This window comes from Sphingomonas aquatilis, from assembly GCF_014196115.1.
Classification (GTDB): Bacteria; Pseudomonadota; Alphaproteobacteria; order Sphingomonadales; family Sphingomonadaceae; genus Sphingomonas; species Sphingomonas aquatilis.
In genome coordinates, this window is the sequence record NZ_JACIDB010000004.1 from 175,397 (window position 1) to 188,407 (window position 13,011).

At 67.7% G+C, this 13,011-nt stretch carries 16 protein-coding genes; 2 read left to right on the forward strand and 14 right to left on the reverse strand.

Translation table 11 applies throughout. The features are described from left to right. Positions 1-25: 25 nt before the first annotated feature. Both GGR47_RS11795 and GGR47_RS11800 read left to right on the forward strand, forming a co-directional pair. Positions 26-934, forward strand: coding sequence for a histone deacetylase family protein (locus GGR47_RS11795; RefSeq protein WP_147036755.1), 909 nt, complete (start codon positions 26-28; stop codon positions 932-934). 29 nt (positions 935-963) lie between these two features. Then, positions 964-2,169: an SAM-dependent methyltransferase gene (locus GGR47_RS11800; protein WP_147036756.1), complete on the forward strand. Its 1,206-nt coding sequence runs from the start codon at positions 964-966 to the stop codon at positions 2,167-2,169. Positions 2,170-2,376: 207 nt separating this feature from the next. Here GGR47_RS11800 and GGR47_RS11805 read toward each other — a convergent pair whose 3' ends face one another. The 14 genes from GGR47_RS11805 to purF all read right to left on the reverse strand — a co-directional run bounded on the left by GGR47_RS11805 (position 2,377) and on the right by purF (position 12,986). Next, the gene (locus GGR47_RS11805) at positions 2,377-3,285 is read right to left on the reverse strand and encodes a hemolysin family protein (protein WP_017978923.1); all 909 of its coding nucleotides are present in this window, start codon (positions 3,283-3,285) and stop codon (positions 2,377-2,379) included. Between the two features lie 11 nt (positions 3,286-3,296). Beyond that, positions 3,297-3,809 (reverse strand): rRNA maturation RNase YbeY, encoded by a 513-nt coding sequence (ybeY, locus tag GGR47_RS11810; protein WP_147036757.1) that lies wholly within the window; start codon positions 3,807-3,809, stop codon positions 3,297-3,299. Further along, positions 3,806-4,204, reverse strand: coding sequence for a type II toxin-antitoxin system VapC family toxin (locus GGR47_RS11815; RefSeq protein ID WP_147036758.1), 399 nt, complete (start codon positions 4,202-4,204; stop codon positions 3,806-3,808). The genes ybeY and GGR47_RS11815 overlap by 4 nt, the downstream gene beginning before the upstream one ends. Next, entirely contained in the window at positions 4,201-4,464 is a 264-nt protein-coding gene (locus GGR47_RS11820; RefSeq protein WP_147036759.1) for a type II toxin-antitoxin system VapB family antitoxin, read from the reverse strand. Before GGR47_RS11820 ends, GGR47_RS11815 begins: the two co-directional genes overlap by 4 nt. Positions 4,465-4,512: 48 nt before the next feature. Further along, positions 4,513-5,508 (reverse strand): PhoH family protein, encoded by a 996-nt coding sequence (locus tag GGR47_RS11825; RefSeq protein ID WP_147036760.1) that lies wholly within the window; start codon positions 5,506-5,508, stop codon positions 4,513-4,515. A gap of 78 nt (positions 5,509-5,586) precedes the next feature. Beyond that, positions 5,587-6,927: a tRNA (N6-isopentenyl adenosine(37)-C2)-methylthiotransferase MiaB gene (gene miaB / locus GGR47_RS11830; RefSeq protein ID WP_147036761.1), complete on the reverse strand. Its 1,341-nt coding sequence runs from the start codon at positions 6,925-6,927 to the stop codon at positions 5,587-5,589. A gap of 54 nt (positions 6,928-6,981) precedes the next feature. Continuing rightward, entirely contained in the window at positions 6,982-7,698 is a 717-nt protein-coding gene (locus GGR47_RS11835; protein WP_147036762.1) for a lysophospholipid acyltransferase family protein, read from the reverse strand. Positions 7,699-7,708: 10 nt separating this feature from the next. After that, on the reverse strand, positions 7,709-8,131 hold the full coding sequence (locus GGR47_RS11840; protein ID WP_017978916.1) for a Fur family transcriptional regulator: 423 nt from the start codon (positions 8,129-8,131) through the stop codon (positions 7,709-7,711). A 90-nt stretch (positions 8,132-8,221) separates the two neighbouring features. Further along, a complete protein-coding gene (gene rimI / locus GGR47_RS11845; RefSeq protein WP_063689428.1) occupies positions 8,222-8,689 on the reverse strand; it encodes a ribosomal protein S18-alanine N-acetyltransferase in 468 nt (155 codons plus the stop codon). Beyond that, positions 8,689-9,330 (reverse strand): tRNA (adenosine(37)-N6)-threonylcarbamoyltransferase complex dimerization subunit type 1 TsaB, encoded by a 642-nt coding sequence (gene tsaB / locus GGR47_RS11850; protein WP_147036763.1) that lies wholly within the window; start codon positions 9,328-9,330, stop codon positions 8,689-8,691. Before tsaB ends, rimI begins: the two co-directional genes overlap by 1 nt. A 223-nt stretch (positions 9,331-9,553) precedes the next feature. Continuing rightward, positions 9,554-10,147 carry a malonic semialdehyde reductase gene (locus GGR47_RS11855; protein ID WP_147036764.1) on the reverse strand — a complete coding sequence of 198 codons (594 nt, stop codon included), beginning with the start codon at positions 10,145-10,147 and terminating at the stop codon, positions 9,554-9,556. Then, positions 10,147-10,725 (reverse strand): NifU family protein, encoded by a 579-nt coding sequence (locus GGR47_RS11860; RefSeq protein ID WP_024310548.1) that lies wholly within the window; start codon positions 10,723-10,725, stop codon positions 10,147-10,149. Before GGR47_RS11860 ends, GGR47_RS11855 begins: the two co-directional genes overlap by 1 nt. Positions 10,726-10,806: 81 nt before the next feature. Further along, positions 10,807-11,514, reverse strand: coding sequence for an SDR family NAD(P)-dependent oxidoreductase (locus tag GGR47_RS11865; protein WP_147036765.1), 708 nt, complete (start codon positions 11,512-11,514; stop codon positions 10,807-10,809). Then, positions 11,514-12,986: an amidophosphoribosyltransferase gene (purF, locus tag GGR47_RS11870; RefSeq protein ID WP_043059267.1), complete on the reverse strand. Its 1,473-nt coding sequence runs from the start codon at positions 12,984-12,986 to the stop codon at positions 11,514-11,516. Before purF ends, GGR47_RS11865 begins: the two co-directional genes overlap by 1 nt. Positions 12,987-13,011: the final 25 nt, after the last annotated feature.

The following is a 13,011-nucleotide window of genomic DNA, read 5'->3' on the forward strand; positions in this document are numbered from 1 at the left end:
GCTCGATCGCTCCTACCTAGGCAGCGTGATCGCCGTCGTCCATCATCCCGCCTACGTCGCGCCCGCACCGGCGCGTTCCACCTATCGCTGGAACAAGAACGGCCTGATCCGCGACCTGCTGCGCGAGGCGGGTGACCGCGTGACGTGGCACGAACCCGAAGCGATGCCGCGCCGCTGGCTGGAGGCGGTCCACGATCCCGAATATGTTGCCGAGGTGCTGGAAGCGCGCGTCCCCGCGCCCAAGGCCCGCCGCATTGGTTTTCCGATCACCCCCGAAGTCGCGGCGCGTGCCGCGGCGGTGCCCGGCGGCACGTGGCTCGCGGCGCAGCTTGCGCTCCGCCATGGCTTTGCCGCCAATACCGCAGGCGGCAGCCATCATGCGCTCGCCGATACCGGCGCCGGCTATTGCGTGTTCAACGACCTCGCGCTCGCCGCGGTGCGGCTGATCGAGGGGGGCACTGTCGATCGCCTCGTCGTGGTCGACTGCGACGTCCATCAGGGCGACGGCACCGCGGCCTTGCTCGCCGGGCGACCGGGGATCGCCACCTATTCCATCCATGCCGAAAAGAATTTTCCCGCCCGAAAGGCGCGCTCGACGCTCGACGTGCCGCTTGCCGATGGCGTGGATGACGCCGGCTATCTCACCACGCTGGAAGCAACACTCGCGCCCTTTCTCGCCGAGCACTGGCCGCAGCTGATCCTGTACCAGGCAGGCGTCGATCCGTTCGTCGGCGACCGGCTCGGGCGCCTGTCGCTCAGCCTCGATGGGCTGGTCGCGCGCGAACGGCTGATCGCCCGGCTTGCGGCCGGCGTGCCGCTCGCAAGCACGGTCGGCGGCGGCTATGGCGACGACGCGATGGAGATCGCCCGCCGCCACGTCACTGCGATCCTCACGCTGGGCGAGGCGATGGCGCGCGACGCTGCGATTCCCTGACCCCCTTTCCACTGCGGCCAAGCTGCGGCATGAGCGCGCCCGACATGCCCGGGGACACATTTCAGCAACGCCTTTTCGCGCCCGCATTCCACCGCTTTCTCGACCGGATCGACACCGGGCTGGTGCGCGGTGGGATCGAGGCGCGGCTGCCCGATGGCACGCATCGGCTGCTCGGCGGGCGTAAGCCGGGGCCGGTGCCGCTCGTCACCATTCACCGTTGGCGCGCGCTCGTGCGCCTCGCCACGGGCGGTTCGGTGGGCTGGTACGAAGCCTGGGCGGATGGCGACTGGTCCAGCCCCGATCCGGTGCCGCTGTTCGACCTGTTCATGCGCAACCGCGTGCCGCTCGCCAATGTCGCGCGCGCCGGCGGTATCCCGAAGCTGCTGCTACGCGGCTGGCACGCGCTACGGCGCAACGACCGCAAGGGCTCGCGCCGAAACATCGCCGACCATTATGATCTCGGCAACGACTTCTATCGGGAATGGCTCGATCCCAGCCTCACTTATTCCAGCGGCATCTACGGTTCGGGCGATACGCTGGAGCAGGCCCAGCGCCGCAAGCTCACGGCGATCCTCGACCGCACTGACACCGCACCCGGCGACACCATATTGGAGATCGGCTGCGGCTGGGGATCCTTTGCCGCCACGGCATCGGCGGCGGGCCGCAGCGTCCATGGCCTAACTCTCTCGACCGAGCAGAAAGCGGAGGTAGATGCCCGTGCGCTTCCCGGCGTCGCGGTCTCGCTCACCGACTATCGCGACGTCACCGGCACCTATGACGCGGTCGCGAGCATCGAAATGGTCGAGGCGGTGGGCCAGGCCTATTGGCCCGCCTATTGCGACACGCTCGCGCGCGTCCTGAAGCCCGGCGGCCGCGCCGCGATCCAATATATCAGCATCGCCGACGACGTGTTCGAACGCTACGCCTCCAGCGTCGACTTCATCCAGCGCTACGTCTTCCCCGGCGGCATGCTGCTGTCGGACAGCCGCTTTCGCGCCTTGTGCGAAGCGCGCGGTCTCGTCTGGACCGATCACCACGCCTTCGGCCTCGATTATGCGCAGACGTTGCGCCACTGGCGCGAACGGTTCGACAATGCCGACAAGGCGGGCCGCCTGCCCGAACGGCTCGATGCCCGCTTCCGAGACTTGTGGCGCTATTACCTGATGTATTGCGAAGGCGGCTTCCGCGGCGGCGGCATCGACGTCGCGCAGGTCACACTGGTCAAGCAGGGCTAGGCCGCGCGAGCCAAAGTCCTCCCCCGCCAGGGGGAGGTGGCATGCCGCAGGCATGACGGAGGGGGAGGTCAGGGTACCGCCCTGTCACGAAAAACCTGCCGTCTGCCCCTCCGCGATCGCCTCGGGCGGCGTCACCTCCCCTGGCAGGGGAGGAACAATGCGCTGTCCGGACTGTCGATCAGCCCGACCCAAAGCCCAGGCCAACCCTCAGGCGTCTTCAACCTCGCGCGCCACCGGCGGATGCAGCCGCAGGCGATGGATACGCCGCTCGTCCGAATCGAGCACCTCGAACTTCCAGCCCGACGGGTGATCCACGCACTCGCCGACGTGCGGCACATGCCCCGCCAGCACCGCCGCAAGGCCGCCCAGCGTATCGACGTCGCTCTCGGCTTCGCCAAGCCGCGCATCGATCAGCTCGGCCGCATCCTCCAGCTCGGCACGGGCATCCGCGTCCCACGCGCCGCCGTCGATCGGCACCAGCAGCGCGCTCGGCGCCTCGTCATGCTCGTCCTCGATCTCGCCGACGATCTCCTCGATCAGATCCTCGATCGTCACCAGGCCTTCGGTGCCCGAATATTCGTCGAGCACGATGGCGAGGTGGACATGGCGCTGGCGCATGTCGGCGAGCAGATCCAGCGCGCCGCGGCTCATCGGCACGTACAGCGGCTCGCGGATCAGTCCGGCGATGCTCGTCGGATGGTCGGCGCCGGTCGCCAGGATGTTGAACACATCCTTGATGTGGACCATGCCGATGATCGTATCCAGCTGCCCGCGATAGACCGGCAGGCGGCTGTGCCCCGCCTCCGCGAAGATCTGCACCAGATGCGCGAAGGTCGTATTTTCCTCGACCGCGATGATGTCCGCACGCGGTACGCCGACATCGCCCGCGTCGCGCTCGCCGAAATGCAGCAGGTTGCGCACCATCTGCCGTTCCAGCGGCGTCAGGTCGCCCTTGGCGTCGGGGCCGGGATCGTCCTCATGCCGGTCGATCGCCTCTTCCAGCTGGTCGCGGAGCGATTCCTCCTGGCCGCCGCCGAAGATCAGCGTGCGCAGCCCGCGCCAGATACTCGATTCGTTGGAGTCGCCGTAACCGGCGCTACTTCGGTCCTCTGCCATGGCAGTCTGTGTCAGTCCTCACGCACGAGATAAGGGTCCGCGATGCCGAGCGTGGCCAGAGCCTGACGCTCGATCTCCTCCATCGCCTCGGCCTCGTCGTCCCCCATGTGGTCATAGCCTAGCAGATGCAGCGTGCCATGTACCAGCAGGTGCGTGGCATGTTCCTGCACGCTAACGCCCTTTTCGGCCGCCTCGCGTTCGCATACCCCATGCGCAAGCACGATATCGCCCAGCAACAGCTCGCCATCGTCGCTATTCTGGCTGACCGTATCGATCAGATCCGGCTGCACCATCGGAAACGACAGGACGTTGGTCGGCTTGTCCTTCTGCCGATACTGACGGTTGAGCGCGTGGACTTCGTCGTCGGAAGTCAGGCGGACGCTGATCTCGACGATCGCGGGCGTGGTGAGCAATTCGCCATGCGGCGTCCGCTCGATCGCCGCGCGCGCGGACCGGACGGCGAGCGCGTCCCAATCGATGACGTCGGGCCAAGGGGCCTCATGGGCGAGTTCGATGTGGATCATGCAAGGTCCGTCTGAGAGAAATCGTCACCCTTGTAGAGCAGGCGGGCGTCGTTGGTCTTGGCACAGGCATAGGCGAAACAGTCGCCCATGTTGAGGCGGGCGGGGTGGCGTGAGCCTTTGCCGTAACGCGCCGCCGCACGGATCGCTTCATCACGTTCCGGTTCGCCGATCGACACGACGCGCAAGCCGGCCTCATAGGCGAAACCGCTCACGGCTTCCGCTGCTTCGTGCAGGCTCACCTCCCGCAGACGGGCGATGGCATGGGCCGCTTCCCACGCGCCGACCGCACAATACAAGCGGTCGTTATGCGCCTCGATCGTATCGGCGAAATCGTCGGCCTCGGGTTCGCCATAGACAATCGCGACGATCGCCGAGGCGTCGACGAAGATGGTCAATCGTCGTCCTCGTCGTTGAGCGAATCGTAGAACGCCTTGTCCGCAACGAGGCCGGTCGGGCGACCTAACGGATGTGCCTCGCGCCACGCTTTCATGCGTTCGCGCAGCGGCACGTTAGGGGGGCGACGTTCCTGCTCCAGCTCACGCTTGCGGTGGAGCAGGGCATCGTGGACCGCGGCCGTCTTGCTCGTGCCGAGCAGCTCGGCGACTTCGCGCGCCAGATCGGCGGTGTCCGCATTCTTGATGTAGAGCGACGCCATCGTCCCCTCCGGTATATCCCGCCAAGGTGGCGAGGATATACGCTTCCGTCAATCGGCCTCCTCATACGCCTCGACGATCCGCCCGACAATCGGATGGCGGACGACGTCGGCACTGCTGAAGCGCGTCATCGAGATACCCTCGACGCCCTCCAGCCGCATCGTCGCATCGGCCAGGCCGCTTGCCGCGACGCCGCCGGGCAGGTCGGTCTGGTTGGGATCGCCGCAGATCACCATCCGGCTGTTCTGTCCGAAGCGGGTCAGGAACATTTTCATCTGCGCGGGTGTCGTATTCTGCGCCTCGTCGAGGATGACGAAGGCATCGGCCAGCGTGCGGCCGCGCATGAAGGCGATGGGCGCGATCTCGATCTCGCCGCTCGCGATCCGCCGCTCCACCTGCTCGGCGGGCAGACAATCGTGCAGCGCATCGTAGAGCGGCCGCAGATACGGATCGACCTTGTCCTTCATGTCGCCGGGCAGGAAGCCCAGCTTCTCGCCCGCCTCCACCGCAGGGCGCGACAGGATCAGCCGCTGGACGCTGCCGGTGATCAGCTGCGACACCGCCTGCGCGACCGCGATATAGGTCTTGCCCGTACCCGCGGGCCCCAGCGCGAAGATCATGTCGTGCGTGCTCAATTCGCGCATGTAATGCGCCTGCGCCGGGGTGCGCGGCACGATCGTCTTCTTGCGCGTGCGGATCATGATCGACGGGATCGCGCTACGTTCGGTGCTGACGATGCCGTCGAGCGTCGGTTCGGCCGCCATCGCGATCGACGCATCGACCAGACCCGTGTCGATCTCTTCGCCGCGCTGGATGCGCTGGTACAGGTCCTGCAACACGTCGCGGGCGAGCGCGACATTCTCGGCGGCGCCCTCCAGCCCGACGCGGTTGCCGCGTGCGGTGATGTAGACACCCAGCCGGTTTTCGAGCGCCACCAGATTCTGGTCATATTGGCCAAACAGCGTGGCAAGCAGCTGCGGCTTGTCGAACAACACCTCCGCCCGGCTGCGTTCACCGGAGCGGGCGGGGACGGGCTTGCGACTCATGCAATCCTTTCGTGCCGAAATGGCATGCACCGAATGTGGGATGCCCGCGCGCGAAAGGGAAGCGGCAAACGTGCCGATCTATGCGGCCTGCTTCACCCGCACCGCGCCCGCCATCGAGACCGGGCCGGCGGACAGCAGGTCGACCGTCACGATGTCGCCGATCGCCGCGTCGGTCATCATATGCACCGATTGCAGCCAGGGCGACTTGCCGAGCATCTGGCCGGGCAGCTTGGCCTTGCGCTCGATGAGCACGTCGCACGTCCGGCCGACGCTCGCCTGGTTGAACGCCTGCTGGTCGCGGCCCAGCGCGGCTTGCAGGCGCTGCAGCCGTTCGTCCATCACTTCGGGCGGCACGGCGCCGGCCATGTCGGCGGCGGGGGTGCCGGGGCGGGGGCTGTATTTGAACGAATAGGCCTGCGCGTAGCCGACCGCATCGACGAGGGCGAGCGTCTCGGCGAACTCCGCCTCGGTCTCACCCGGAAAGCCGACGATGAAGTCGCCCGACAGCGCGATATCGGGGCGTACGGTGCGCACGCGGTCGAGCAGGCGCAGGTAGCTGGCGCGGTCATGGCTGCGGTTCATCGCCTTCAGCACGCGGTCGCTGCCCGCCTGCACGGGCAGGTGCAGGAACGGCATCAGGCTCTCGACGTCGCCGTGGGCATCGATCAGGCCCTGCGCCATGTCGTTGGGATGGCTGGTCGTGTAGCGGATACGCGCGAGGCCGGGGATGCGGTCGAGTACACGGATCAGGTTGTGCAGACCCCGCCCGTCGTCGTCCCAGGCGTTGACGTTCTGGCCCAGCAGCGTGATCTCGCGCGCACCGGCATCGACCAGCGCCTTCGCCTCGTCGACGATCGCCGCGAACGGACGGCTCACCTCGGCACCGCGCGTATAGGGCACGACGCAATAGGTGCAGAATTTGTCGCAGCCTTCCTGCACCGTCAGGAACGCCGACGGCCCGACGCGGCGCCGCGCGGGCAGGGCGCCGAACTTCAACAGCAGAGGCATGTCGGTATCTAGCCCGGGTGCGCCGCTCGCCGCCTGCGCAACGAGGCCCGGCAGGTTGTGATACGCCTGCGGTCCGACCACGACATCGACGTTCGCGCGGCGGACGATCTCCTCGCCCTCCGCCTGCGCGACGCAGCCGGCGACCGCGATCATCGGCGCTGCCCGCTCAGCGAGGCGCGCGTCCTTGCGCAGTCGCCCGATGTCCGAATAGACCTTCTCGGTCGCCTTTTCGCGGATATGGCAGGTGTTGAGCACGACCAGGTCGGCGTCCGCCGCATCGGCAGCGGCGGTCATGCCCTCCGCGGTCATCAGTTCGGCCATGCGCTCGCCGTCATAGACGTTCATCTGGCAACCGAAAGACTTGACGTGGAAGGTCTTGGGCGCAGGCTTGGTGCTATCGGTGGGGGTCATGGCCGCGGGCCATACAGGAAGCGGGCGGGCGTCGCTAGCGCCCCCGCCTGACGGTCAGGCCGCGCCGATCGCCTCCCGCGCCCGCGCAGCGATCGCCTTGCGGCCGCCGATATCCGCCGGGTCGAAGGCATCGAGCATATGCAGCGTCACCGGAAACGTACCGCGCCGCCGCAGCACGCGCAGCGCATGGACCTGCCCCGGTTCATCGCCGACCCAGGCAAGCTCGGTCGTCGCCGGACCATAATCGACGCGCACCGGCTGCACCCGGCCGCCCGGCGGCGGCGGATCGAGCGCGGCGAGCAGCGCCGCCTTGAACGGCAGCAGCGTCGTGCCGTCGCTGGTCGTACCTTCGGGAAAGATCGTCACCGCCCAGCCTTCGGCCAGCGCATCGCGCAGCCGTGCGATCTGCGCCGACACATGCAACCGGTCCTCGCGCGTCACGAAGATCGTGCGGTTCAGCGTACACAGCCAGCCGACCAGCGGCGCCGCGCGCAGTTCCGCCTTGGCGACAAAGGCGCTGCCGGTCGCGCCGGCGATGGCGAGAATGTCGATCCAGCTCAAATGGTTGGCCAGGAACACGACGTCGCGCTTCAGCGGCCGGCCGATCACGCGCACGCGCGCACCGACGATCCACGCGACGCTGCCCAGGAACAGCCGCGGCCAGGGCGAGGGCAGGCGAACCGCCCGCCACAGGCCGTGGATGCAGAGCGCACCGATCAGGGCGATCACCAGCGCCGCCAACCGGATCGCGAGGCGCAGGTTGGCGATCACGCGCCCGCGCTTACGCCTTGCGATCGAGGCTGACGCCGTACAATTCCATGCGATGGTCGACCAGGCGGAAGCCCAGCTTCTCGGCGATCGCCTTTTGCAGCTGCTCCAGTTCCGGATCGACGAATTCGATGACCTTGCCCGTCTCGACGTCGATCAGGTGATCGTGGTGTGCTTCCGGTGACGGTTCGTAGCGCGCGCGGCCGTCACCGAAGTCGTGGCGATCCAGGATGCCGGCCTCTTCGAACAGGCGCACCGTGCGGTAGACGGTGGCGATCGAAATGCCCGGATCGATCAGCGAGGCGCGCTCATACACCTTTTCGACGTCGGGATGGTCTTCGGCTTCCGACAGGACGCGCGCGATGACGCGACGCTGTTCGGTGATGCGCAGGCCCTTCTGATTGCACAGGGCTTCGAGGTCGATCTTGCGAGGCATGAGCACCGTGTAGAACAGTGCGCTTGTTGCGAAAAGCGAAACCGACTCGCAACAGTGATCGAGTGCTACGATCGGTCGAGCCCGGTCGCGTTACACCGCCCGCCGATACGTATGCGCGTCGAACGCCTCGCCGCCGCGCCCGCGATAATAGCCGCGCCGCTCGCCCACCTTGGCAAAGCCCTGCTCGGTATACAGCGCTACCGCGGGATTGTTCGCGCGCACCTCCAGATGCAGGTCCGCGATGCCGCTCATCTGCGCCTCGGCGATCACCGCGCGGAGCAGGGCGGTGCCGATGCCCCGCCGACGAAAGGCGGGATCGACCGCGAGCAGCAGCAGTTCCGCCTCGTCCATCACGCTGCGCACCATCGCGAATCCGGCGGGGCGATCGTCGACCAGCGCCAGTGTCAGCCGCACGCCCGGCATCGCGAGCACGCCTAGACACTGATTGCGCGTCCACGCCTCGCCATAGCGGGGATCGAAGGCGGCGGTCATCAGCGCGTCGACCGTCGCGACGTCGCGCGGGTCGCCGGTGCGCAGCAGGATCTGGTGCGTCGCCATCAGGCCGCCGGCTCCGGCACGCGGCCGCCGGGCAGCTTGGCATCGGGCGCACGGCCGTAGACCGGACGCGCGGGCAGCGTCTTCAACGCCTCGGGCAGCAGCAGCGCGTCGCGCGCATCGGGCAAAGCGGGCTGGCCAGCGAGGTCGGTGGCGACCTGTTGCAGCCAACGCACGCCGTTGCCGACCGGATAGCGCTCCCCCAAGGCGGCGATCGCCGCCTCCGGCTTCAGCGAGGCGAGCGCATCGAGCGGCACCGGTCCGGCCGCGAAGCTCTGCACGAACACCTCGCCGTGTCCGCCCTCCAGCATCGCGGCGATCTGGCCCTCCCGCCCGCCGGCAAAGGCGGCGGCGGCGAGCAGCGACAGGCTCGAATAGCCGGCAACGGTGCTGCCCCAGCCGAGCGCCAGCGCCCGGGCCGCGGCGATGCCAACGCGCAGGCCGGTAAAGCTGCCGGGGCCGACGTCGACCAGGATATGTCCGGCGCGTCCACCATCGGGTAAAGCGGCGATCATCGGCAGCAGCTGTTCGGCATGGCCGCGCCCGACCTCGCGGTGCTCGGCGGCGATGACCTGCCCGCCTTCGATCAGCGCGATCGAGCAGGCGGCGGTGGCGGTGTCGATGACGAGAGTGCGGGCAGTCATAATGAAGCGCCTGCTTTGCGGCAGCCCGCGCGCCGGGGCAAGATGCGAGTGGCGGTTACCACGTGCCCTCCGTCACCCCGGACGTGGTCCGGGGTCCACTCTGCGGCGAGGGGAACGGCAAGAGGCTCCAGCTCCACCCCCGCGGGATGGTGGACCCCGGACCAAGTCCGGGGTGACGACGAATATGCGGAGGGACGCTCGCAATCGCCGATCGGCGAGGGTCTTACGCGACCGTGTTGAATTTCTCGAACGCCGGCCGCGGCGAGCGCGGGTGCAGGCTGGCGGGATCGCCATAGCCCAACGTCGCGATGAAGTTGCTGCGCACGCCCGGCTGGTCGGCGAAGAACGCCTTGTCCACCGCGCCCTGGTCGAAGCCCGACATCGGCCCGGTATCCAGCCCCAGCGCCCGTGCTGCCAGGATGAAATACCCGCCCTGCAACGACGAATTGCGGAATGCGGACGCGGTGCGCAGCTCGGTATTCCCGTCAAACCACGCCTTGGCGTCGGTGTGCGGGAACAGCTCGGGCAGATGCTCGTGGAATTCCACGTCCATGCCGATGATGACCGTTACGGGCGCCTTCATGATCTTGTCGCGATTGCCCTCCGACGCGCAGGCGGCAAGCTTCGCCTTCGCCTCGTCGCTGACGCACCAGACGAGGCGCGCGGGCAGCTGGTTGGCCGACGTCGGCCCCCATTTCATCAGGTCCCAGATCGCGCGCAGCTGATCCTCGCTGACCGCACGATCGGTATAATGATTGTAGCTACGCGCAGTACGGAACAGCGTGTCGAGCGCGGCGTCGTTCACGGCTTCGCTCATCAGACGGCCCTCACTTCGGTGACTTCGGGAACATAATATTTCAGCAGCTGCTCGATGCCGTTCTTCAGCGTCGCGCTGGACGACGGGCAGCCGGCGCAGGCGCCCTGCATGCGCAGGTACACCTTGCCCTTGTCGAAACCACGATAGACGATGTCGCCGCCGTCGTTCGCCACCGCGGGGCGGACGCGCGTGTCGATCAGTTCGCGGATCTGCGCAACGATCTCGGCATCGGCGGGGTCGTCGGTCGTCACCTCGTCGCTGTCGCCCGCCGGCACGCTGAAGCCCGCGCTGCCCTGGCGGAACAGCGGCATGTTGGCCGCGAAATGGTCGAGCAGGATGGCGAGCACGTCAGGCTTCAGGCCGACCCAGTCGACGCCCGGCGCCGCGGTGACCGAAACGAAGTCGCGGCCGAAGAACACGCCCGTCACGTCGCCCAACGCGAACAGCATCTCGGCGAGCGGGCTCGCCTCCGCTTCCTCGGGCGTCGCGAAATCGCGTGTGCCCGCGTCCATGACGATGCGGCCCGGCAGGAACTTGAGGGTCGCCGGATTGGGTGTGGCTTCGGTCTCGATCAGCATGGGGGCCATGTGGACCGCCTGCGGCTGCGGATCAAGCACAGCCGCAGAAAGGCTTTGTTTCCCGTCGCGAAGCGGGGAGCCTCAGCCCACCCGCTCGCGATGCCCCGCCGGGAAGCCCGCGATCGCCAGCGCCGCGATCCGATCCGCGACGACTTCCGGCGGCTTCACCGACTCCGGCGCCTCGCCCGGATAGGCGCGCGCGCGCATCTTGGTCCGCGTCGCGCCGGGATCGAGGATCGCGGTCCGGATGCCGCTGATCTCGCTTGTCTCGTCGCCATAGGCGCCGATCAGCGTCTCGAACGCCGCCTTGGACGCGCCATAGGCACCCCAATAGGCGCGCGGGTTGCGCCCGACGCTGGAGGTAACGCCGATCACCTTGGCCGCCGGCGCCTTGCGCAGCATCGCATCGAACGCCTGGATCATGGCCACTTGCGCGCTGACGTTCAGCGTCAGCACCTGCGCGAATTCCTTGGGGTCGATCGCCGGCACCGCCGCCAGCGTGCCCAGCATGCCGGCGTTGAGCACCAGCACATCCAGCGCCTGCCAGCGTTCGCCGACCGCGCTCGCCAGCCGGGCGATGCTGTCGGTCTGCGTCATGTCCAGCGGGGCGATCGTCGCCGATCCGCCCGCGTCGAAAATCGTTTCCTCGACCGCCTCGAGGTCTTTCGCCGTCCGCGCGGTCAGCACGACATGCGCGCCCGCCGCCGCCAGCGCGATCGCGGTCGCGGCGCCGATGCCGCGGCTGGCGCCGGTGACGAGCGCGAGCTGGTTTTCGAGTGGTTTGGCCATCAGTTCACCCGCTCTTCGAGCATCGCGAACTGGTCGACGTCGGCGACATCGTCATGGTCGGTCAGCGTCGTCGGATAGTCGCCGGTGAAGCAGGCATCGCAATATTTCGGTAGCCGCGACGCGCGCTGTTCCTCGCCCAGCGCCTTGTACAGGCCGTCGATCGAGACGAAGGCGAGCGTGTCGGCATGGATGAAGTCGGTCATGCCGCCGACGTCATGCTTGGCCGCGAGCAACTTGGCCCGCTCCGGCGTGTCGACGCCATAGAAGCAGCTGTGTCGCGTCGGGGGCGACGCGATACGCATATGCACCTCGGCTGCGCCGGCATCGCGCATCATCTGCACGATCTTCAGGCTGGTCGTGCCGCGGACGATCGAATCGTCGATCAGCACGATACGCTTGCCCTTGATCAGCGCCCGATTGGCATTGTGCTTCAGCTTCACGCCCAGATGACGCACCTTGTCGCCCGGCTGGATGAAGGTGCGGCCGACATAATGCGAACGGATGATGCCCAGCTCGAACGGAATGCCCGATTCCTGCGCATAGCCGATCGCGGCGGGAACGCCCGAATCGGGCACCGGAATGACGAGGTCGGCCTCGACCGGCGCCTCGATCGCCAACTGCGCGCCGATCGCCTTGCGCACCGAATAGACCGACTGGTCGCCCGCGATCGAATCGGGGCGGCTGAAATACACCCATTCGAAGATGCACGGCCGCGGCGCCACCGCTTCGAACGGCTTGATCGAGCGGATGTCCGTACCCTGCACGATCACCAGTTCGCCCGGCTCCACCTGCCGTTCGAAGGTCGCGCCGCACACGTCGAGCGCCACGGTTTCGGATGCGAAGATCACCGCGCCGTCCAGGCGCCCCATCACCAGCGGCCGGATGCCGAGCGGATCGCGGCAGGCGATCATGCCCTCGGGCGTCATCACGACCAGGCTATAGGCGCCTTCGACCTGCTTCAGCGCATCGATGAATCGGTCGAGCAGCGTCCGGTAGTTCGACGTCGCGACGAGGTGGATGATCGTCTCGGTATCGCTGGTCGACTGGAAGATCGACCCGCGCCGCACCAGCTCACGCCGCAGCTTCATCGCGTTGGAAATATTGCCATTATGCGCGACCGCAAAGCCGCCGGTCGACAGGTCGGCGTACAGCGGCTGGACGTTGCGCAGCGCCGTCTCGCCGGTCGTCGAATAGCGGACGTGGCCGACCGCGGTGGTACCGGGTAGCGCGCGGATCACGTCGTCGCGATCGAAATTACCCGCGACGTGGCCCATCGCGCGATGCGTGTGGAACAGCGTACCGTCGAAGCTGCTGATCCCGGCGGCTTCCTGTCCGCGATGCTGCAGGGCGTGCAGCCCCAGCGCGACCAGCGCGGCGGCACTATCGCTGCCGGACACGCCGAACACGCCGCATTCCTCGCGCAGCGTATCGCCGTCTTCGGTCGTGGTTTCGAACGGATTGGTAGTCAGCATGGGGAGGGGGCTCACATGACGGCGG